This window comes from Pseudomonas sp. ME-P-057, assembly GCF_030208975.1.
Classification (GTDB): domain Bacteria; phylum Pseudomonadota; class Gammaproteobacteria; order Pseudomonadales; family Pseudomonadaceae; genus Aquipseudomonas; species Aquipseudomonas lutea.
This window is the reverse complement of sequence record NZ_JARVSX010000014.1, coordinates 35,350-58,235: the sequence shown is the minus strand read 5'-3', so window position 1 is coordinate 58,235 and position 22,886 is coordinate 35,350. Positions and strand designations below refer to the sequence as shown.

Sequence of the window (22,886 nt, the reverse complement as noted above, 5' to 3'; positions counted from 1 at the left end):
CCAGCAACAGTCAAAGAACATAAGGCATCCTGCAGGCGCAACCCGCGTGATAGAGGGCCCACGCCCCATAGACTTATCCCCCTTTATATTCAGGCGATAAATAAGAAAGTTGTACCGGCGGCATATTGCTTGCAACCGCCTGTTCACAACATTCAACGCCGGAGTGTTTCCATTGCCTTCTTTCTCGTCACCGCTCGACTTTCCTGACAGCCCTTTATCCCGCGCTTTTTCCCAGCCGCTCATGCTTGGCTTGTTTCTTCCCGTTCAATCCGGCGGCTGGAGCGCCTCGGCCTTGCCTCGAGGTACCGACTGGACTTTCGAATACAACAAGCAACTAACATTGCGCGCCGAAGCATTGGGCTTTGATCTGGTATTCGCCCTTGCCGAATGGCTGGGCAAAGGCGGTTATGGCGGTGACATTCGCTATCACGACGAATCCCTTGATGCCTTTATTACGCAGGCGGCGCTGGCGTCGGTCACCGAGCGCATCATGCTGATCTCAACGCTACATGTGCTTTATGGGCCTTGGCACCCGCTGCATCTGGCTAAATTCGGCGCCACGCTGGATCACATCAGCCAAGGGCGCTGGGGCCTGAATCTGGTGACCGGCCATCGTCATCGCGAGCACCGGCGCTTCGGTCATGAGCCTATCGAGCACGATCAGCGTTATCAGCAGGCGGACGAATTCATCCGCGTGGTTCAGCAACTCTGGGCGAACCATGACAACGTCGACTTCACCGGTGACTATTACCGGCTTGAAGAGGCCTACAGCAGCGTCAAGCCGCGCTTTGGCCGGCCGGTTCTGGTGAACGCGACGGGCTCCAGCGCAGGCATCGAATTCGCCGCCCGGCACTCGGACATCGTCTTTACCACGAGCCCCGGCAGCGCCGAGATCGAAGACGCGCTGAGCAAGCTGCCCGACCATCTGGCGCGTATCAAACAGGCTGCGCTGGGCCAGGGACGGCAGATACGCACACTGATCAACCCGCTGGTGATTTGCCGAGACAGCGATGCCGAGGCCTGGGAGCACCACGCCGCGATCAGTGCAGCTGGCGACCCTGGAACCCTGGCCGGGCATGCCCGCGAAGCCAGTGACGCCCACGCCTGGCGCGGTCACCAGGCCGACCATCGCTACGTAGGAGGCAATATCCAGCTGGTCGGCAGCCCGGAAACCGTGGTGCGCGACATCCTGCGACTCAAACAAGCGGGCATCGACGGGATCCAGTTGAGCTTCTTCGATTTCGCCCCGGACCTCGAACAGTTCGCCGAACGCGTATTGCCGCTGCTGTATCAAGCCGGCCTGCGCCACTGAATACCTGCAAGGAAGAACGTCAATGCCCTTTTCTCGTCGTCAAGTCATCGCCGGCCTCTGTGCACTGCCGGTGATCGGCGCAAGTGTGCCTTTCTTGCCCAGCGCACTGGCCGCAGCCACTGCCGAAGCCGTAACAGGCAAACGGGTCTTTAATCTGCTGGTCAACCCGGAGCCGCCGTCGCTGAGTTCGTTCAACACCACCGCCGGGACCACCATCACCGCCAGTAGCAAAGTGCTCGAAGGTCTGCTGCGCTATGACGAGAGCCTGACGCCGCTGCCCGGCCTGGCCGTCGCATGGGAGGCCGCCGCCGACGGCCTGAGTTATCGCTTTGCGCTGCGCCAGGGGGTGAAATGGCATGACGGGCAGCCGTTCACGGCCCAGGACGTGGCGTTCTCGCTGGAACTGATCAAACGTTATCACCCACGCGGCGGCAGCACATTTGCCAATCTGCTCACGGTGGAAACACCTGACGACCACACCGCTATTGTCAAACTGGCCAGGCCTGCACCGTACCTGATTCGCGCCTTTGCCGGCAGCGAAACGCCGATCCTGCCCAAGCATTTGTATGCCTCGGGCGATCCGCTGAGCAACCCGCACAACAATGCGCCAGTCGGCACCGGGCCCTATCGCTTCAAACAGTGGCAGCGCGGCAGTTTCATCGAGTACGAGCGCAACCCCGATTACTGGGATGCCAACCTGCCCGGCGTCGATACGCTGTTTCTCAAGGTGCTGCCCGACTCGGCCGCGCGACTGGCGGCATTCGAGAACGGCACTCTCGATGCGGGCGGACAAAGCCCGGTGCCGCTCAGCGAACTCAAACGCATCACCCAGTCCGGCAAGCTGCAATTCACCACCCGTGGCTACGCCTACAGCATCACGCCGACCATGCTCGAGTTCAACCTGGACCACCCGCTGCTGGCCCGTCACGAAGTGCGCAAGGCCATCGCCCACGCCATCGACCGCGAAGTGATCAGGAAAGTGGTCTATTACGGATACGCTGACGTCAGCGTGTCGCCGATTCCGATGAATTTCCCTCAGTACGTCTATGAGGGCCCCGACCCCTACCCGTTTGACGTGGCCAGGGCCAACGCGCTGCTGGATGAGGCAGGGCTCCCGAAAAGAGGCAATTCGCGCTTCAGCCTGACCCTTGACCCCCTTCCCTATGGCGACAGTTACGCACGGACTGCCGCCTATATCCGCACGGCCCTGGCCCGGATCGGCATCGACGTACAACTGCGCTCACAGGACTTCCCGACGTACACCAGACGCATCTACAGCGACCGAGACTTCGACTTCGCTGTGGTCGGCATGGGCACGATGTTCGACCCCACCGTCGGTGTGCAACGGCTGTTCTGGTCGAAAAACTTTCGCAAGGGCCTGCCGTTCTCCAACGGCTCCCACTACAACAACCCGCAAGTCGACCGGCTGCTGGAAGCCGCCGCCGTGGAAACCGACGAGCAGAAACGCGGCGAGCTGTTCAGGGCCTTCCAGAAGATCGTGATCGAGGAGCTGCCGAACATCACGCTGGTGATGCAGCAACAGGTGACGGTGTTCAACGCGCGGGTCTCCGGTTTCGAGGCCGACGGCAATGGTCTGGACGGCAGCCTGGCGGACGTGCGCGTGGCGGGCGAAGCGGTCGCCCATGGTTGATCGTCTGCGGATTTTGCGCCTGGCCCGGCGCACGATTTGGCAAGCGGTGCCGACGGTGTTGGGCATTCTGCTGCTCAACTTTTTGTTGCTCAGGCTGATTCCCGGTGACGCTGTTGATGTGCTCGCCAGCGAATCGGGCGGCGCCACCGAAGCCACACTCGCGCAATGGCGCTCGCATTTCGGCCTGGACCTCAATTTAGGGCAGCAGTTGCTCGCTTACCTCACCCACCTGGCGCATCTGGATCTGGGCCTTTCGCCGCGCTTTAACATGCCCGTTATCCAACTGGTGCTGGATCGCCTGCCCAACACGCTGGTGCTGATGGTCAGCGCATTGGCTCTGGCGTTGATTATGGGTGTCGCTGCCGGCGCGGTCATGGCCAGCAAGGCCGGCCGCTGGCCGGACCGGGTGCTGTCGCTGGCGGTGCTGTTGCTGTATTCGACGCCCGGTTTCTGGATCGGCTTGATGGCGGTGGTGCTGTTCTCGGTGAAGCTCGGCTGGTTGCCCAGCGATGGCAGCGAAACGCTGGGGCCGGACCTGCACGGCCTGGACTGGCTATTGGACCGGTTCAGCCACGCCATCCTGCCGGTGCTGACACTTTCGACGTTTTACATCGCCCTGTACGCGCGGCTTACCCGCGCCTCCATGCTCGAAGTGTCGCGTCTGGATTTTGTGCGCACCGCTCGAGCCAAGGGATTGAGCCCGTCCCGCGTCGCCATCCGCCATGTACTGCGCAACGCCTTGCTGCCGCTCACCACCCTCGCCGGGTTGCATTTCGCCGCGCTGCTAGGCGGCGCAGCGGTCACTGAAACCCTGTTCGGCTGGCCCGGCCTTGGTCGCCTGACACTCGATGCCGTGTTGTCCCGGGATTACAACCTGCTGCTGGGAATCTTGCTGCTGTCATCGATGCTGGTGGTGGTGATCAACGTGTCCATGGACCTGCTGCAAGCGTGGCTCGACCCGCGTATTCAGGTGGATTAACCCGTCTTTTGAAGAGTGAGCACGCGATGTCGTCAACGGTTATTCGATCGATTCGGTCCGGTCACAGTGAAACACTTTGGGCGGCATTACGCCGCAGCCCGGCGGCGCTGACCGGCGCTGCCATTTTGCTGCTCACGCTGGGCATGGCGCTGAGCGCCGCTCAGTTCTTCCCTGGCGATCCGTCGGAAATGGTCGCCGAGCCCCTGCTGTGGCCCGGCAGCGACCCGGCTTATCCGCTGGGCACCGACTCACTGGGGCGCAACGTCGCCGCCGGGATTGCCTATGGCGCCCGAGCGTCGCTGACCATCGCGCTGTACGGCACGTTGATCAGCGTGATCATTGGTACCGGTGTCGGCGCGCTGGCTGGTTATCACGGCGGTCGTCTGGGCGACGTGTTGATGCGCATCACCGAAGTGTTCCAGACCGTGCCGTCGTTTCTGCTGGTGATCGTCATCGTCGCCATCGGCAGCTCTACGGTGAACGTCATCGCGATGGCCATTGGTATCTCATCGTGGCCGACCATTGCCCGACTAATCCGCGCCGAGTTTCGCACCCTGCGCGAGGCGGATTTCGTCACTGCAGCGCGCAGCCAGGGTTTCAGCAATCGCTCGATCATCCTTCACGAGATATTGCCCAACGCCCTGGCGCCTTTAGTGGTAACGACGTCGATTCTGGTGGCGTCGGCGATCCTCATCGAAGCCGGCCTGGCCTTCCTTGGCATGAGCGATCCGAACAAACCCAGCTGGGGTGGGATGATCGGCGCGGGCCGCGAACAGATCGCCAGCGCGTGGTACCTCACTGCCCTGCCGGGCGTGGCGATCATTGCCGTGGTGCTTGCGTTCAACCTGCTCGGTGATGGCCTCAACGACGCCCTCAACCCCCGCCTGCGCCGGTACATCCCATGAGCCTGCTGGAGGTGCGCGGACTGCGCGTGAGTTACGAGGGTGTCGAGGCAGTACGGGGCCTGGACCTCACCGTGGAGGCCGGGGAAACCCTGGCGCTGGTCGGTGAATCCGGCTGCGGGAAGTCCACCACCGCGCTGGCGCTGCTCAGGCTGTTGCCGGGCAACGCGAAACTCAGTGGTCAGGTCCTGTTCGAAGGTCAGGACCTGTTGCAGTTGTCGCCCAGAGGCATGCGCCGGTTACAGGGCAGCGCTCTGGGGATGGTCTTTCAGGAACCGCTGTCGAGACTCAACCCGGTATTGACCCTCGGTGAGCAGCTGACCGAAACCTTGCTGACCCACACCGACCTGACCCGGCGGCAGGCATACAAGCGCGCCGAAGAGCTGTTCGGCCTGGTGCAACTGCCGCGGCCTGCAGCGCATTTGCAGGAATACCCTCAGCACTTGTCCGGCGGGCAAAGACAGCGGGTGATGATCGCCATGGCCATCGCGTGCGAACCGCGTCTGCTGATCGCCGATGAGCCGACCACCGCGCTGGATGTCTGCGTACAGGCACAGATTCTCGAATTGCTCGACAGCCTGCGCAGGGAACTGCGCATGGGCCTGCTACTGATCACCCATGATCTGGGCGTGGTCAGGCAGCAGGCCGACCGGGTCATCATCATGCACGACGGCCTGGCGCTGGAGCATCGGCCTACGGCGGAACTGTTCAGCCACCCCGCGCACCCGTACAGCCAAGGCCTGCTCAATGCCTCGCTGGGCCGCGATCATGGTCAGCATTACCTCGACAACCGGCTGCCGGAAATTCAGGTCCTGCGCACCCCAGGTCAAGCCAATTGCTACAAGGTCAGCAGCACGCTGTATCGGCCGGGTCAGGCGCCACGCCCTGGCGCCGCGCACACGACGCCGCTGTTGCAGGTGGAAAACCTGAGCCTGGGGTATGGCGAAAAGGACGTGCTCAGCGGCTTGTCCTTCGGCATCGGCGAGCGAGAAACCGTGGGGCTGGTGGGCGAATCGGGATGCGGCAAGTCGACGCTGAGCAAGGCGCTGCTGGGACTGCTGAAACCTCGTCAGGGCGTCATCGCGTTCAATGGGCGGGACATCACAGGCTTCGGCCAGGCCGAACGACTGACCTGGCGCGGCCAACTGCAGATGATCTTCCAGGACCCTTACGCGGCGCTGAACCCGCGGCACAGCGTGGAGGCCATTCTTGACCGGGTTCAGCGCCTGCACGGCCTGAACGATGCCGGCCAGAGAGCCAAAGCGCGCGAAGCCATGCTCGATGCGGTCGGCCTTGCCCGCAATAGCCTCAATCGTCTGCCGCATCAGTTTTCCGGTGGCCAGCGTCAGCGTATCGGCATCGCCCGGGCGTTGATCGTCAAGCCAAGGTTGGTGATCTGTGACGAGCCGGTGTCGGCGCTGGACGTTTCGACGCAGGCGCAGATCCTGAACCTGCTGGTGGAACTGCGCGAGGCATTCAATCTTTCGTACCTGTTCATCTCCCACGACCTTTCAGTGGTGCGTTACCTGGCCGACCGAGTGATGGTCATGCACGACGCCCGCATCGTCGAACAGGCCACGCCGCAGGCCCTGTGGCAGCAGCCGCAGCATTCCTATACCCAACGCCTGCTGGCTGCGATCCCCGGCAGTCCCAACGTTAGCGCACCGCCCAGACGCAGCTTGTCCTTCGCGGTGGCCTGCTAGTCCATGACCCAGAACCAGGAGCAACCTCATGAACCCACGTACTGACACGCTCAAGCTCGGCCTCTTCCTGCGCGCCACGGGGCATCACATCGCCGCATGGCGTGACAGCGGCTCGCAAGCCGACGCCGGGGTGCGTCTGGATCACTTCGTTGAGCTGGCGCGCAAGGCCGAGGCGGCGGGTTTCGACACGCTGTTCCTGGCGGACAGTGTTTCCGTGCGCGGCATCGACGCGCCGACCTTCGACCGCGTCATCGCGCCCAGCCTCAGTTTCGAGCCGCTGACGTTGCTCTCGGCCCTGGCCACCGTCACCTCGCGCATCGGCCTGGTGGCCACGGCCAGCACCAGTTACAGCGAGCCTTTCAACCTGGCGCGGCAGTTCGCCTCGCTGGATCAGATCAGCGGCGGTCGCGTTGGCTGGAATCTGGTCACCAGCAGCGACCCGGAGGCGGCGAAGAATTTCGGCGGTGCCAGTCACGGCAGCCAGGCCGCCCATGCCGATCGTTACAGCCGTGCGCGGGAATTCCATGCGGTGGTCGACAAGCTGTGGGACAGCTGGGAGGACGACACGCTGCTGCTGGACAAGGAAAGTGGCATCTTCCTCGACCGCAACAAGCTGCACAGGACCGATCATTATGGCGAGCACTTCAATGTGCAGGGCCCCTTGAACGTGCTGCGCTCCCCTCAAGGCAAGCCTGTGCTGGTGCAGGCCGGCGCCTCGGAGGATGGTCGGGCGCTGGCGGCTGCCACCGCCGAAGCTATTTTCGCCGCCCACCAGACACTGGCTGACGCGCAGGCGTTCTACAGCGACATAAAATCTCGCGCTGCGGTGCTGGGGCGCAAACCCGAGCACATCAAGATCCTGCCAGGGGTGACGATCTTTACCGCGCCGACTTCGGCAGAGGCCCATGCCAAGCACCAGCGCCTGCAGGACCTGGTTCATCCCCAGGTAGGCCTGAGCCTGTTGTCGGGTCTGCTCGGCGGCGTCGATCTCTCGCACCTGCCGCTGGACGGCCCGCTGCCCTTGGATTTGCCCGCCACCAACGCCTCGAAAAGCCGCCAGCAACTGATTCTGCAGCTCGCCGCCGAAGGCCTGAGCATTCGCCAGTTGTACCTGCGTCTGGCCGGGGCGCGCGGGCACTGGACGCTGGTGGGCTCGCCGCAAGAGGTGGTCGATCAGCTGCAAGCCTGGTTTGAAGGGTACGGCGCCGACGGCTTCAACATCCTGCCCCCGACCTATCCCGAAGGCCTCGACGATTTCATTGCGCTGATCCTGCCGGAACTGAAGCGGCGTGGCCTGGTGCCTGCCGATGGCCCCACAGGCAAAACCCTGCGTGAACGTCTCGGGCTGCCTTTCCCGCAGCACCCCGCGACGCTCAAACGTGAGCTTTCCGTCGCCGTTTGAAAATGAGCCGCTCAGTGACTGATATACGGCAGACGCCAAGCCCGGGGTTTGCCGACTTCTTGCCTCATCGCACCGACTGAAGAGAAAACCGCCATGACCCATCAAATCAACGCCGCCTGGGGTGCAGGCCCCGGACCTGACTATGAACAGCTGGCCGAGCGCTTCAGGCCACTGTTCATCAGGCTCCGCGAAGGCGCCATTGATCGCGAACTGCAACGCCGCCTGCCGGTGGAAGAAATCCAGCTGCTCAAGGCTGCAGGTTTCACTGCCCTTCGCGTGCCCAAAGCCTACGGCGGATCCGGCGTGAGCATCTCTGAGCTGACCAACCTGCTGATCGAGCTCGGCGAAGCCGATTCCAATCTGGTGCAGGCGCTGCGTGGCCATCTGGGCTTTACCGAAAGCGTGCTCTGCAGCCCCAACGAGGAACGCCGTGCGCTGTGGCTGGAGCGATTGGGACGGGGTGAAACGGTGGGCCCGGCGACTGGCGAAATTGGCCAGACGAGCCAGGCGCAGTTGAGCTCGCGGCTCTATCTGGACGGCGAACAATGGCGCATAGACGGCACCAAGTTCTACACCACCGGCAGCCTGTACAGTGACTGGATCGACGTCGCGGTCAGCGATCACGATGGCAGGCGCGTGTTCGTTACCGTGCGTCGCGAGTCCGAAGGTGTCGAGGTGGTCGACGACTGGAACGGTTTTGGCCAGACCCTGACCGCCAGCGGCACCGCACACTTTCGGGCGGTCGCCGTGGACCCGCGCAATATCGTCAGCAACGAGGACCGTTTCCCTTACTCGCCCGCTTTTTTCCAGATCATTCACTTGGCCAATCTGGCTGGAATCGGGCGCGCCTTGAGTGGCGAAGTGGCCGATGCGGTAGCCAGGCGCACGCGCAGTTTCAGCAACGGCAACGCGCCTCGGGTCGCTCAGGACCCGCAAGTGCTGCAAGTGGTCGGCAGCCTTCGTGCCGCGGCCTACAGCGCTGGCGCCATCGTGCTGAAAAACGCCGAAGCGATCCAGCGTGCCTATGACGCCGGCCTGACCGGCGACGCCGATGCGTTGATGCAGGCGGTGGATATCGCCGAACTGGAAATTGCCCAATCGCAAACGATTGTCAGCGACCTGATCATCGACGCCAGCTCCAGGGCATTCGATGCCGTCAGTGCTTCGGCGACTTTGCGACCGAACGGTCTGGACCGTTTCTGGCGTAACGCCCGCACCCTGGCTTCGCACAACCCGCGTATCTACAAGGACCGCATCGTTGGCGACTTCGCCGTCAACGGCACGCCCCCGCCAGCACAATGGAAAATCGGCATCGCCTGATCTTTATGCTGAGTCATGACCAGGCCGACACCCGTCGGCTTGTTTATCCCGGGCCGCGTTGCCCCATTGCGCCGGAGCTGTCCGCGAACCAACGTCCGCTTTCCTTCCGACCTTTCAGTAAGGACTTGCAGTCGGCCGAACCACAATTTCGCTCACGTCGACGTCATCGGGCTGTTCAATGGCATAGGCGAGCGCGCGTGCGATGGCATCCGCGCTCATCGCCACGCGCCGGAATGCTTTCATTTCCTCGCGCGCCACGTCATTGGAAATCGTATCGGCCAGCTCGGATTCGACGACCCCGGGACAGACCACGGTGACACGGATCTTGTCCGTCTCCTGGCGCAGACCATCGGAGATCGCCCTGACGGCAAACTTGGTCGCGCAATACACCGCAGCGGTCGGCGACACCGCGAGGCCGCCGATCGAGGAAATATTGATAACCTGCCCGAAACCTTGCGCCTGCATGCCGGGCAAGACAGCGGCAATCCCGTGCAGTACGCCGCGAACATTGACGTCGAGCATCTGGTTCCATTCATCGACCTTCAACGATGCCAAAGGAGACAGGGGCATGACGCCCGCGTTGTTGACGATCACGTCGACCTTGCCATGCTGCGTGGTGGCCAATGCGACGAACGCCTGCATGGACTGCAGATCGGTGACGTCCAGTGCGCACGCGCTGGCCGACCCGCCGTCGGCCTGGATCTCGTTGACCAGTGTGTCCAGTCGATCAGTCCGACGTGCGCCCAGTACGACGTGGGCGCCCTTGGCAGCGATCAGCCTGGCCGCTGCTTCGCCGATGCCGCTGCTGGCGCCGGTGATCAGTACGACTTTGTTCTGAATGTTCGACATAACCGTAGCTCCTGCATTTTGCATTGAGTTCAGCAGCGCCCGCGCCATACGCGGGCGCTGCTGCTGGGTACGTCGGAAAGGTTAACGGCAGCGGTCAGGTCGACACGTGCCGAAACCTGCGCAACCTTTGCCTATTCGTGTCTGAGTGGATTTCTGTTTTGCCCGCGAGCGCGTCAGTTCAGGCGAAGATGAGTCGCTGACACGCCGCCTTCGCGGGCAAGCGCGCTCCTACAGGATTGTGCGGCAGCGGAAATGCTGCATCAGACCCACGCCCGCGCGGATCGGCATTGAGATGCATGACGAATCGCACAACCATGGGAAACACCACAGTGTTCAGGACAAACCACGAACCATGGAAAACACCACAGTGTCCAGGAGAAACCACGAACGATTGTAGGAGCGCGCTTGCCCGCGAACGCGTCAGTGCAGCGAAGATATGTCGCTGACATATTGCCTTCGCGGGCAAGCGCGCTTCTACAGGATTGGGTGTCGCCTGAAATTTCCGATAGGCAACGGGCATGCGGCCACCCTGAAAACCTGTTAGAAAATGCCGAGCCTGCCTCCCGCTATCATCGTTACGCAGGCAGGTCAGCCCCCCCCCGGATGCACAATCACCACCCAGTAAGAGCCCTGACATGGAACAGACCGACGCTTCCATGCTGCAAAACATGGCCTTCTACCGCGCCGAGCTGGTTCGCCTGCTGACCCAACGCTTCACCACGCCCGGAACGTGGGAGACCGCGCTTGCGCCGTTGCAGGTCATTCGCCTGGACGCGCCGTCGGAAGTGATCCATACCGTGCACAAGCCGGCGCTCTGCCTGATTGTGCAAGGTCAGAAAGAAGTCGGCGTGGCAGACGACTGCTACCGGTACGACCCGCTCAACTACCTGGTGGTGTCGGTGACACTTCCGGTCTCCGGGCGCGTGCTGGTCGCCAGTGCGCAGGCCCCCTACTTGTGTCTGCGTTTCGATTTCGATGCCGCCGATATCGCTCAGGTCATCGCCGACGCTCCCCTGCTGGGCGTGCCGGACGAGCCGCAGCGTGGGCTGTTCCTTGAACAGGTCGATGTCCCGCTATTGGAAACCATGCTTCGGCTGGTCCGGCTGCTCGATACACCCCAAGACATCGCCATGCTCGCACCGCTTGCCCTGCGAGAACTGCACTACCGCCTCCTGCGCGGCGCACACGGGCGCCGTCTGCATGAACTGGCCCTCGCTGATTCTCAGACGCGACGGGTGACGCAGGCCATTGACTGGTTGAACAACCACTACACCCAGCCTTTGCGCATCGAAGAACTCGCCCGGGTCGCCAACCTGAGCAGCTCCACCCTGCACCATTATTTCAAGGCGGTGACCGCGATGAGCCCGCTGCAGTATCAGAAACAGCTGCGCTTGCAGGAGGCCCGTCGACTGATGCTCGGCGAAGGGCTGGACGTGGCGAGTGCCTGTTATCGGGTGGGGTATGAAAGCCCCTCGCAGTTCAGTCGAGAGTACAGCCGCCAGTTCGGCAGTCCGCCATCCAGAGATGTCGGACGCGCTCGCCGGCCCGCCTGAATCTGTTAGACCCTGAAGCGATTGACCAACTGGTTCAGGTTCACCGCGAGCTTGGACATTTCATTGCAAGCACTTGCCGTCTGGCTGGCACCTGCCGAACTCTGAGACGCCAGTTCGCGGATGCTGACCAGGTTGCGATCCACTTCCCTCGCCACGTGCGCCTGCTCTTCGGAAGCGGTAGCGATCAGAATATTGCGTTCGTTGATCCCGATGATTGCCGTGGCGATCTGGTCCAGCGAGCTGCTGGCGTCACCCGCCACGCTCAACGATTCGGATGCCAGGTCTCGGCTGGTGGCCATTGCTTTGACGGCCTGGTCGGAATCATTCTGAATGGCCTGGATCATCTGTTCGATTTCTTGCGTCGACACTTGTGTGCGGTGCGCAAGGGCTCGAACCTCGTCGGCAACAACGGCAAAACCCCGGCCCTGTTCACCCGCCCGAGCGGCCTCGATCGCCGCATTGAGGGCAAGAAGGTTGGTCTGTTCAGCAATGGCCCTGATGACTTCAACCACTTTGGAAATGTTCTGGGCACGGTTGGACAAGCCGGTGATTTGCTCACTGGTGTCCTGCACGTTGCTCGATAACTTCTGGATGGATTTCAGCGTTTGCGACACGCGCTCCAGACCCACTTCAGTGTAACCCTGGCCGCGCCGGGATTCTTCCGACGCCGACTCGGCATTGCGCGCGACTTCATCCACCGCGGCGCTCATTTCGGTGACCGCAGTTGCCGCCTGATTCACTTCATCGTTCTGGGACACCAGGCCAAGACTCGATTGCTCGGTCACCGCCGTCATTTCTTCCGACGCAGCCGCCAGCTGGGATGAAGAATCAGCGATCTGCATGATCGTGGTGCGAAGATTCTGCTGCATGGTGGCCAGAGCGCTCAACAGCCTGCCGGCTTCATCGGTCCCGCTAACTTCAACCTCTTTCGACAAATCGCTCGATGCAATGCGTTCGGCGACATTGAGGGCGTTGCCAAGCGGTGAGGTGATCGTTTTAGTCAGCAGAGTGGCCAGGAACAGGGTCAGCAGCGCGACGAATACAATCAAGCCGACGACAATGTAAAAGCCGGAGTCATACACATCAGTCGCTTGAATACCGGCAAGCGCAGCGCCCTCGTTATTGAAACGTGCGAGTTCTTCGATCTGGCCTTCCATCTGGTTGGTGACCGGGCGGATGCCGGTCGCAACAAGTTTGACAATGGAATCCGTATCCCCCGCCTTCAACAGGGGCTCGAGCAGATCCAGCTGACTGGCGTAGTCGTCGTAGGACTTCTTGACGGCCAGGAACAACTGGCGCTCCTGGTCATTCGCGATGAGCGGCTCATAGTTGTAGACCGCGTCTTTCGAGGCCTTGCGGTAGGCAGGGAACTTGCTGATGGTTTGTTGGATGGTCTGAGGGTCGGCCAGCGCCCGCTGGGTCTCCAGGCGCAGGCGAAGGATGGTGACGTTCATCAGCGCGGTTTGCCGGATACTGGGCATCCAGTTGAGTTCGACGTCCTTTTCGCTGTCGCGCAGCTTGCCCATCTGCAGGATGGCGATGACACCCAGAATCACGACCAGCGCGATAATTGCCGAAAAGAAAAGAGTGGCGCGTGGAGCGAGGTTGATATTTCTGAGCCGCATGGGACTTCTCACTGCAGAATGGCCAGAGGCCTGGTTCTGTAGCTATCGGCGAGAAGTCCCAAAGTTTAATAGCCTGTCCGTCAGGCCGTTTACACCACGTCCTCAGCGCCGGATTCGGTCGCGACATTCGCCATCAAGGGCTCAACGTGCGGTTCATCCGTTGCCGGCATCGCAGCGACGTCCTTTCGCGACGCTTCCAGCAACTCGTTCAGCGCAGCGTGCAGCTTCTGCAGGGCGCCCTCCTTGTCCACCCACCATTCGGTTGACCACAGCCTGACCAGATTCCATCCCAGCCCCTTGAGGATGGCGCCGCGCACCTTGTCGCGGTCGCGTGCCGTTGCAGCGCTGTGATACGTGGCACCGTCGCACTCCACGCCCGCCAGGTAATCGCCGGGTCGGTCAGGATGGACGATGCCCAGGTCGATGCGGAAGCGTGATACGCCAATCTGCGGCACAACCTGCCAGCCAAGACGGCGCAACCCTTGGGCGACAGCCTCTTCAAACGGCGAATCGTAACCGCCTACCGAGCCCTGTACCGCTTCGGCCAGCGCACGCGGGCCGCGCTGAGCGAATTCGATAAAGTGTTTGAGGTCGCGTACGGCGCGGGCGTTGGTGCGGTTGAGGTCGATCATCGACGGCTCGAACGAGGTGAACACCAGCATCTCCCGCCGTGAGCGGGTGATGGCAACGTTGAGCCTGCGCCATCCCCCGTCCTTGTTCAGCGGCCCGAAGTTCATCGACATCACCGGCGCGCCGGGCTCGGTAGGCCCGTAGCCGATCCCGAGCATGATCAGGTCGCGCTCATCGCCCTGCACCGTCTCAAGGTTTTTCACCACCACCGGTTCGGTCTGGGTGTCCTGAAAGAACGGCTCGATCTGCGGGTATTGCTTGCGCGCGGTGTCGAGCAGGTCGTTGATCAGTTTCTGCTGATCGGAGTTCAGCGTGATGATGCCAATGGAGTAACCGGCCGCCACAAACGCAGGATCGGTCAGGCGCTTTACGGTTTCAGCGACGATGGCCTCTGCTTCGGCCTGGTTGTAGCGGCCCTTGCCTTTGGCGTACACGCCTTCGACATTACGCCAATCGACGGCGCTGGCGCGGGTTTCCGCGGCGGGGAACGTGATGAGGTTGCTGTCGTAGTAGCGGTGATTGGAGAACGCAATCAGGCTTTCATGGCGGCTGCGGTAGTGCCAGCTCAGGCTGTGGCTCGGCACGCCGGCGCCCAGGCATTCATCGAGGATGCTTTCCATGTCCTCGGCGGTGTCGTCGTCACCTGCGTTGGCCCCGCGGTTGAAGAAGTTAGTGGGGGGCATCTGGCGTGGATCGCCGGCGATGACCACTTGCTTGCCGCGCGCGATGGAGCCGATGGCGTCCCATGGGGCGATCTGCGAGGCCTCATCGAAGATGACCAGATCGAACGGCGGCTGATCGGCCGGCAAGAACTGAGCGATCGACAACGGGCTCATGAGCATGCACGGCGCCAGACGGTTCAGCGCATCGCCCATCTCAATCGCCAGTTGTCGCACCGGCTTGTGCCGTCGGGACTTCTGCAATTCGTGTTTGAGAATGGCGAACCCGCTGCTCTTGGGAATGTCGTTCTTGGACGGGATGAGCCCGCAGAGCCTGGCGCGGATGTAGCGTACGGTCAGTTTGGCCAACTCGTCGTCCAGGCGCACAAACGTGCCGATGTCGCTCATGTGCTCGGCCGCGACGAAGTTGCGCAGCAGCGGTTCGCTGTCGATGCCCTGGGTCGCAAACCAATGCGCGTACGCGGTGACGAACGTGTCCTCGGTCGCGGCTGGCATCATCTGCCCTGTTTCCACCGCCTGTGCCAGGTGGCCAAGGCCGGCCTCTGCAGCCTGTTCGCGCACCCGGCACCAGTCGCACCAGGCTTTTAGCTGCGCTTCGTGCTGCTGAATGGCAACTGACGTCGCGCGCAATGTCGCCGCGCTCGGTTGCGTGGCGTTGGCCCGACTGTCCAGATTGCCCAACTCGGCGAAAGACCTCGCGGCAGCGTCATAGCGCGATAATGCTTGCTGCAGAGCGGTCAGCGCGGCACCGATGTGCCCGGCGGGTGCGAGCATTTCATTGGCTTCGATGACCAGCCGTGCCACGGCACTGCGCAACGCGATCAGCTCTTCAGGTGAGGTAGCCAGCGCACTGAGCTGTGCACGCAGATGTTCGGCCAACATCACCGCGCGCAGCACCCGGGCGCTGTCGCTGCCCAGGCCTTGCCAGCCAGGGATCGATTGCAGGTCGCCGGCCAACGTGTCCAGTTCCAGCAGTTGCGTCCGCAGTCGCTCGAAAATGCCGAGGTCGGCGAGTGCATCGGGCAGACCCGCCGCACCGCCCAACGATGCCAGAGTCTTCGCCACCTTCTTTTTGGCCAACGTGCCCAGGAACCAGAATTTGCCCTCGGCCTCCCGCCACTCGCTGCGCAGTTGTTCGACGGGCACACGGCGGCAGGCCTCATCGGCGTAGTCCAGCGACAGACTTTCCTCAAGCTCCCGATAGCTCTCAATTATCTGACACGCCCGACGGGCCGACTCGATTCGCTTGAGCGCGTCCGGGGCGAACGCGAACGACAGGTTTTGCCCATAAGTCTCCACGATCAGCGCCACCAGCTCGCCGAGCTGCCGGACCTGTGGCGCGTCAGCCACTGGCAACGGCAAGTGGGTCAGACCCAGCAACTTTTCACTCGCGGTGTTCAGCGCATCCAGCGCAGGCGGCAATTGGCGCGCGACGTCGGCGATCTGCGCCTGCCAGGCGTTCGACCACTGGGTCTGCGCCAGCACACCGAACATGCCCGACAGCTCCCGCGCGGCGGCGCCATTGAGTCCGAGGCGCCGGGCGAGATCAAGCAGCTGGCTGTACTCGGCAGCGCTGTGTTGCGTGCTGGCTGGCCAGGTCAGTCGAGGCGTCTGCGGGCCATGGTCGCGAATCACGCGGCCTATTGACTGGTGCAGCGTGAGGCCATTGTCCGAGCGGCGGTGCAGCACCTCGACCACTTGGTTGAGGCGAGAGCGCAGGGTTTGCAAGCGAGCGGCTTCGCGTTCCCATTCCTCGGCCGTCAGCGCGTCGCTGACGTCCCAGGCGCGTTCCAGCTGCTTGAGCACTTCGACCTTCGAGGCCTTGCTGGAATGCAGTTCCAGACAGAACTCGCCCAGCCCTTTCTCCGCCAGGCGGCGATACACCACGTCGAGGGCCGCGCGCTTTTCGGCAACGAACAGCACCCGCCGTCCCAGCGCCAGGTTGTGGGCGATCATGTTGGCAATTGTCTGCGACTTGCCGGTGCCGGGCGGTCCGTCCATCACGAAGCTGCGGGTAGTGGCCGAGGCCACCACGGCGGCCAGTTGCGACGAGTCGGCCGGCAACGGTGCAAACAGTTGCGCGGGCGTCACCGTGGCATCCAGCTGCTCGGGTCTGGGGAAGTCGCCCAGCCCGGAGAAGCCCTCGTCCGCCTCGCCGGGCTCCAGCAAGTGCCTGACCAGCGGGCTTTGCAGGAGCAGCGCCGCATTGGCGTTGAGGTCCTTCCACATCAGGTATTTGGCGAACGAGAAGGTCCCCAGTACCAGCTCGGTGCTGACTTCAAAGCCGGGCACATCGCGCACCGCCCGGCGCACGGTGTTCCAGATGCCGGCAACATCGATCCCGCTGTCGTCGCCAGGCAGATCGCCCTCCAGCCCGGGGATCGCCAGCTCGAAGTCATGGCGCAGCAATTCCAGCAGCGTCAGGTTGAAACGCGGTTCTTCGTCGAGCAGCCCGAGGGTCACCCCCGACAAGGCGCTTTTGCGCTCCAGTTTGACGGGCAAGAGGATCAACGGCGCCGAGTAGGTTTTGGGGTCATCGGCGGTTTTCTTCCATTTCAGAAAGCCGATGGCCAGGAACAGCGTATTGGCCCCGCCCTCCTCCAGATCACTGCGCGCCTTGCGGAACAGGTCGATCAATGTGGCTTCCAGCTTGACCTTCTCCAGGCTGGCGAGCACTTCACCCCGGGCAAGGGCCTGACGCGCGACTTCGTCCACGAGGCTTTCGTTATTCTGCTGCTCGTACAGCGCTTCATCGCGACCGCTGGTTTTAAGGTCTGGCACTGGCAGCACGCGAATACGCCCGCCGCTGGACAGCAAGTCCTCCAGCGCTGCCGGGTCGGGGCACAACAGACGCACACCCTTGGCACTGTCGGGCAGGTGCAGCAGGCGGTTGCGGGTGGTCAGGTCAAGCAATTTGCGCTGCCACAAGGTGAGCTTGCCCGCAGGACCTTCGTTGCCCTCGTTGAGTTCGACATCAAAGCCCGGGAGCGCTGGCGCCTCTTCCAGTGCTTCGGCAGCCGGCGGTGTGTCCGATGCAGGGTCGTCTGTGACGGTGACAGCTGACAGCAACGCCAGCGGACGAATCTTCTGCATCCGCGCCCGGTGCACGTCGATGGCCATGATGAATTGCTCGTCGTCCAACTGGCGTTCCGCCGCGACGATGGCCTGAGAAAAGCCCGGCGCCGGTGCCTGGGTCGCCAGCGTGGTTTCGAACACCACCATCTCTTTCAGGTCCAGACGCTTGCGCACCGCCGAGGCTTCGTCCGTCAGCAGTTGCGAAAACTCCTGAGGCTGCAGCCACACGCCGACAAAGGCGTGGCCCTTGGTCATCACCAACAGCGCGTTGAGCCCGGCCTGCTCCAGCGCCGCCGCGAACAGCAACGCGGTGTCCAGACAGGTGGCTACGCCATGCTCCAGTACCACGCTGGGCGGTCTGATCTTCTGGCCCTGTTGCTCAAAGCTGGCAGGGTGCAAGGCATAGCTCAGGCGCAAGCTGCACACCGCGGACCAGATCGCCGAGGCCAGCTCCCAGGTGCGCGTGCGGGACTTGCTCTCATAGCCGTCAATGCCGTCTTTCTTGCCGGCGCGTCGCAACACCTGTGACGCCATCTTGAGCACCCGATCCACCGCCGGATCGTTGGGCATGCAAAACGCTGCCAGCAGTTCCGGCATGGCGCTCAGCCCGCCCCATTCGGTGCGCGCCAGCAGCTCGGTGGGGAAGCGTTGCTCGACGAGCACGGTGTCGCCCTGAGAGACGCGCATGATCACGTCGGCATTCAGGCTCTCGGTCAGCCCGGACAAATAGGCGGCGTTGAGTTTGATGTCACGTTCGCGGATGCCGAGACGGTCACCGGCGTTCAGCCGGTCGATTTGCCAGGTACGGCTTTCGACAAAATCAGGGTCGGTGCTCAGGGTCAGCGTGAGGTGTTCGATGTCGGTGTCGTGTGTGTTCCAGACGCTCAGCTCACGGATGAGTGGCACGGCGTTCTGGTGAGAGGCAAAGCCGATCTTGCGTGCGATCAGCGCCTCAATTTCGATGGTCATTCAGGGGCTCCAGGCGCTACGAGCTGCTGGCCTCGTGGGGAGGCCGTCAAATGGCGCCTATAGTCCATGAGTCGCGCGGGGTTGTGAATCGTTTATCGGTCAATGTCGGCCCCTCTCCGACGGTTACCGTCAAAAAAACGCTGCCCTGCGGTACTCCCCCTGCACCAAAACAGTCACTAACCTGTACGAAACTGTTACATAACCCTTCGATCACGGCACGCTACGGACACGCCGTGTCGGGATTCAAGTCCCTTTCCCCCAGGTATGTGATGAGTTTCGACAGGATGAATCTTGATAAATCAGTCGGCGACAGCGTTATGGAAGCCTCCGTCCCGGAGGGCGCTGTCGTGTTTGGTCCGTTTGTTCTGGTGCCGCAGCACCATCTGCTGCTCAAGCATGGCCAACCGGTGGCGCTGGGCAGCCGGGCGATGCTGCTGTTGACGGCCATGGCCACGCGGCCTGGCGAACTGCTGGAAAAAGCCGAACTGCTGGGTCTGGTCTGGCCCCGGGTGGTGGTCGAAGAGTGCAATCTGCGCGCGCAGGTGCTGACCTTGCGCCGAACCCTGGAAACCGACACCGGCCTGACCTGTATCGTCACCGTGCCTGGTCGGGGCTATCGTTTCGTCGCGCCGATCACCTGCGCCATCACCGCTCCCGCCTCACCCACACCATCCTTAGCGGCTGCGCAGCCAGTCGCCAGCGAGCAACCGGGCAGCACGCTATCGCTGAGCGAGGTCCCGGCTGGCGCGATTGCCGCTGCACGCAGCGCTGACCGAGCCGTGTTTGGCAGGGAGGCGCTGCTGGAAACGCTGACCCGCCAGCTCGAAGCGTGCCGTTTCGTGACCCTCACCGGCCCTGCCGGCACCGGAAAGACCACCGTTGCGCAGGCCTTGATCCACCGCTTGCAAGCGCATTACCCGCAGGGCGTGTACTTCATCGACCTGGCCCCGGTGATGCGTGGCGGGCTGGTGCACGTGGTGATAGCTGCCGCCTTGAAGATCGACTGCAACACCAGTGATCCGCTGACCGTCATCACCCGCAGTCTGGCCAACAGCAAGGCGCTGCTGGTGCTGGACAACTGCGAACACGTGCTTGAAGAGGCGGCCGTGGCGGTGGAAGCGCTGTTGCGCCATGCCCGCCACTGCGCAGTGCTGGCCACCAGCCGCGAACCGCTGCGCGCCGCGGGCGAGTCTGTGCATGAAGTCGAGCCGTTGCCCTTTCCGCCAACCTCGCTGCCGGTGAACGCTAAAGATGCGCTGAACTACCCCGCCGTCGCCTTACTGGTCGAGCAGATCAAAAGCCATGACCCGTCCTATGTCTTCGTCGAGCACGACGCTGCTGCGGCGGCGGCCATCTGCAGCAAGCTGGACGGCAATGCCCTGGCCATCGAGATCGCCGCAGCCAGGGTGCGGGCGTTCGGCATGCAGTCGCTGGCGGAGATACTCGACGGCAGCTTCCGTCTGCAAATGACCGGGCGTCGTACCGCCCTGCCCCGGCACCGCTCGCTGGCGGCCGCGCTGGACTGGACGCACGCCATGCTGTCACCGGCAGAGCAGTCGCTGTTGCGGCAACTCTCGGTGTTCAACGGCCTGTTCTCCCTGCGCGCCGTCCAGGCCGTGACCGAGCTTGCTGGCGCAGACCCGGCCGCGCTGATGGAAAGCCTGATGGACAAGTCGCTGGTGGTCGCCCGGGAGCAAGGCTCCATGACCCGCTACCGGCTGCTTGAGACCACGCGCCTGTATGCCGCGCAAAAACTCGGGGAACACGCCGAGACCGATCACACCGCGCTGCGCCACGCCCTGTGGATGCTCGCCGAACTCAAGGGCTCGGTGCAGGCGCTGACCACAACACCGGCGGCGCAATGGCTGGCGCGCTACGCGGCGGATGTCGACGGCGTGCGCACCGCCCTGCAATGGGCGTACTCGGCGCGGGGCCACCGCGCCCTGGCCATCGAGCTGACGCTGGTGAGTCTGCCGCTGTGGCTGCGCCTTTCGCTGACGGCGGAATGCTACGGCTGGGTCAATCGAGGGCTGGAGCCTGCCGGCGAACAGCTGCCCGTCCCGGCGCACTCGCGCATGCTGCTGTTGACGGCGTCTGCAAGCCTGATGGTGTTGACCTTTGGTGGCGGCAAGGCGCTGCGCCAGGCCTGGCAGCAGGTGGCCGACGACGCGGCGGCGCTGCACGACACCGAACACCGGCTGCGGGCGCTCTGGGGCCTGTGGACCGATCACTGCTGCGCCAATCAGTACGAGCCCGCGCTGGCGCTGGCGGACCGTTACCTGAGCCTGAGCCAAAGCGGCCAGCGCGGGGAACGTCAGTTGCTCGGTTTGCGAATGCGTGCCACGGCGCAGTTTCACATGGGCCGGCTGCAGGCAGCGAAACAGTCGGTGCTGGAATCGCTCAGCGCGCCGCTGTCCGCTGACGCGCATTTGATCGACCTGCATTTTGACCAGCGCATCGCCGCGCGCTCGCTCAAGGCGCAGATCCAGCTCCTGCAGGGCGATCAGGTCGGTGCGCTGACCACGCTTGAGGATAACGTCCACCAGGCGGTCAGGCTGAATCACCCGGCCACGCTCTGGCACACGCTCTGTCTGGGCGCGATCCCCGCCACGTTGCTGCTCGGTCAGCAGGACAAAGCGCAGCAGTACCTGGCGTTGCTGGTCGACAGCATGGCTGGCCATGATTTGTATTTGTGGCGCCAGTTTGCCCGCTGCTTCGAGCATATCCTGTCGATCCGCCAAGGCGCCGCCGAGGCCAGCCTGCCGGCATTGGGCAATGTCATGGAGCAGCTGCAGGATCAGGGCGGCACGCCGTTGTTCAGCCTGATTCGCTGCGAATACGCGCTGGGGCTGGCGCAGCTCGGTCTGGTGGACCGTGCCATCGAGCTGGTCAAGCAAACCGTGCAGACCGCAGAGGCACGCGAAGAGCGCTGGTTCCTGCCGCAACTGCTGCGCACCAAGGCGCGGTTGCTGCTCGATCAGGGTCAATCGCCGCCTGTCGCGATCAGCCGCCTGCTCAACCTTGCGCTGGAGGAAGCCCGGCGCCAGGGCGCGCATTTCTGGATCGAACCGCTCCTTGATGACGTGCGCCGCCTGGACGCGCTGAAACAGGGTCAGCCGGGGCTCCTGTGCCAGAGCGGCCATTGATTGCGGCGGCCCGGCTCAGATCAGTCGGGCGGCGACCAGCAAGTCCGCCACCGCCTGAAACGTCGTGTCCGGCACTGGATCGCCTGGCACGGCGCGTTTGGCGATCTCGGCGGCCAGCCTGGCGTCCATGCCGTGGGCAATACCCAGCGCGGCCGCCTGGGCCAGCATCGCCGGCGCTTCCTGCGGATCGGCGCGGCACACCACCACGGGCACCGGGGTCTCGCCGCGCACGTAACGGATGCCCACCACCCAACCTTCGGCGGTGCCGATCATCAGCGAGGCGCGGCCCAGCCCCAGCTTGGTCGCCAGTGCCTGCATCTCACGGCGCTGGCGCTGACGCTCGCTTTTGATCAGCGGGTCACCATCGACGTCCTTGCGCTCGCGCTTCTGCTCGCTGCGGGTCATCTTCATGTCGCGGCCAAACAGCCAGCGCTGCATGAGGACGTCCACACCGCCGACCAGCAAAAATGCCGCCAGCACGGTGAACATCAACGGTTTAAGAACCAGGTAAAACGTCGACTCGATACAGTCGGCGCCGCAGCGTGAAGATTCCATCAGCGCCTGCAATGCATGGCGTCCGACCACGTAAAACGCTGCGGCCAACAGCATCAGCTTGACCAGCCCCTTGAGAAAATCGACGAAACTGCGCATGGAGAAAATGCGCTTGAAGCCCTCTGCCGGGTTGATGCGCTTGAAATCCGGCTTGATCGGTTCCACCGAAAACACCACGCCGCGCATGGTGATGATATTGGTCAGGATCACCACGCCGACCGTTACCGCGACCACCGGCAAGGTCAGGGCCAGCAACAGTTGTTCAGCAGTGTCCAGGACCTGGGGCCATACCGTGTGGAACGGCTCGATGTAGATCAGCGCCACCCGGTCGAGCAGCGCCGTAACCTGCGCCTGTGCCCGCGGCAACAGAATGGCGATGCATAACGTGCAGCACAGGATGACCATGCCCGAGACCAGGTCCTGGCTCTTGGCGACCTGCCCTTTTTGCCGCGCGTCGCGCAGTTTTTTGTCCGTGGCCGGCTGGGATTTTTCTTCGCTGCTATCGCCCATGCGCGCTCCGGCACGTCAGGCCACGCCG

13 protein-coding genes and 1 pseudogene are annotated in these 22,886 nt (G+C 63.1%); 9 read left to right on the top strand and 5 right to left on the bottom strand.

Going from position 1 to position 22,886, the window contains the following annotated elements; genetic code table 11:
- Positions 1 to 163: 163 nt before the first annotated feature.
- The 7 genes from QRN48_RS07190 (at position 164) to QRN48_RS07160 (ending at position 9,269) form a co-directional block, all read left to right on the top strand.
- Positions 164 to 1,312: an LLM class flavin-dependent oxidoreductase gene (locus tag QRN48_RS07190; RefSeq protein ID WP_285349704.1), complete on the top strand. Its 1,149-nt coding sequence runs from the start codon at positions 164 to 166 to the stop codon at positions 1,310 to 1,312.
- 22 nt (positions 1,313 to 1,334) lie between these two features.
- A complete protein-coding gene (locus QRN48_RS07185; protein WP_285349702.1) occupies positions 1,335 to 2,963 on the top strand; it encodes an ABC transporter substrate-binding protein in 1,629 nt (542 codons plus the stop codon).
- Positions 2,956 to 3,942, top strand: coding sequence for an ABC transporter permease (locus QRN48_RS07180; protein WP_285349701.1), 987 nt, complete (start codon positions 2,956 to 2,958; stop codon positions 3,940 to 3,942). The genes QRN48_RS07185 and QRN48_RS07180 overlap by 8 nt, the downstream gene beginning before the upstream one ends.
- A gap of 26 nt (positions 3,943 to 3,968) precedes the next feature.
- Entirely contained in the window at positions 3,969 to 4,847 is an 879-nt protein-coding gene (locus tag QRN48_RS07175; protein ID WP_285349699.1) for an ABC transporter permease, read from the top strand.
- Positions 4,844 to 6,547: a dipeptide ABC transporter ATP-binding protein gene (locus QRN48_RS07170; RefSeq protein ID WP_285349697.1), complete on the top strand. Its 1,704-nt coding sequence runs from the start codon at positions 4,844 to 4,846 to the stop codon at positions 6,545 to 6,547. The genes QRN48_RS07175 and QRN48_RS07170 overlap by 4 nt, the downstream gene beginning before the upstream one ends.
- Positions 6,548 to 6,575: 28 nt before the next feature.
- The gene (locus tag QRN48_RS07165) at positions 6,576 to 7,949 is read left to right on the top strand and encodes an LLM class flavin-dependent oxidoreductase (protein ID WP_285349694.1); all 1,374 of its coding nucleotides are present in this window, start codon (positions 6,576 to 6,578) and stop codon (positions 7,947 to 7,949) included.
- A gap of 93 nt (positions 7,950 to 8,042) precedes the next feature.
- Entirely contained in the window at positions 8,043 to 9,269 is a 1,227-nt protein-coding gene (locus QRN48_RS07160; protein ID WP_285349693.1) for an acyl-CoA dehydrogenase family protein, read from the top strand.
- Positions 9,270 to 9,383: 114 nt separating this feature from the next.
- Here QRN48_RS07160 and QRN48_RS07155 read toward each other — a convergent pair whose 3' ends face one another.
- The gene (locus tag QRN48_RS07155) at positions 9,384 to 10,118 is read right to left on the bottom strand and encodes an SDR family oxidoreductase (protein WP_285349691.1); all 735 of its coding nucleotides are present in this window, start codon (positions 10,116 to 10,118) and stop codon (positions 9,384 to 9,386) included.
- Positions 10,119 to 10,753: 635 nt separating this feature from the next.
- Here QRN48_RS07155 and QRN48_RS07150 point away from each other — a divergent pair.
- Positions 10,754 to 11,671, top strand: coding sequence for an AraC family transcriptional regulator (locus tag QRN48_RS07150; protein WP_285349690.1), 918 nt, complete (start codon positions 10,754 to 10,756; stop codon positions 11,669 to 11,671).
- Between the two features lie 5 nt (positions 11,672 to 11,676).
- Here the strand turns inward: QRN48_RS07150 and QRN48_RS25320 are convergent, their stop codons facing one another.
- The 3 genes and pseudogenes from QRN48_RS25320 to proA all read right to left on the bottom strand — a co-directional run bounded on the left by QRN48_RS25320 (position 11,677) and on the right by proA (position 18,650).
- Positions 11,677 to 12,465 carry a methyl-accepting chemotaxis protein gene (locus QRN48_RS25320; protein ID WP_497293386.1) on the bottom strand — a complete coding sequence of 263 codons (789 nt, stop codon included), beginning with the start codon at positions 12,463 to 12,465 and terminating at the stop codon, positions 11,677 to 11,679.
- Positions 12,466 to 12,531: 66 nt separating this feature from the next.
- A pseudogene (locus QRN48_RS25315) lies at positions 12,532 to 13,296 on the bottom strand (MCP four helix bundle domain-containing protein); the annotation flags it as partial.
- Between the two features lie 89 nt (positions 13,297 to 13,385).
- Positions 13,386 to 18,650: an anti-phage protein ProA gene (proA, locus tag QRN48_RS07140; protein WP_285349687.1), complete on the bottom strand. Its 5,265-nt coding sequence runs from the start codon at positions 18,648 to 18,650 to the stop codon at positions 13,386 to 13,388.
- Positions 18,651 to 18,934: 284 nt separating this feature from the next.
- Between proA and QRN48_RS07135 the strand changes: the two genes are divergently transcribed.
- A complete protein-coding gene (locus QRN48_RS07135) occupies positions 18,935 to 21,796 on the top strand; it encodes an ATP-binding protein (protein WP_285349685.1) in 2,862 nt (953 codons plus the stop codon).
- A gap of 15 nt (positions 21,797 to 21,811) precedes the next feature.
- Here the strand turns inward: QRN48_RS07135 and QRN48_RS07130 are convergent, their stop codons facing one another.
- Entirely contained in the window at positions 21,812 to 22,858 is a 1,047-nt protein-coding gene (locus tag QRN48_RS07130) for an EscU/YscU/HrcU family type III secretion system export apparatus switch protein (protein ID WP_285349683.1), read from the bottom strand.
- Positions 22,859 to 22,886: the final 28 nt, after the last annotated feature.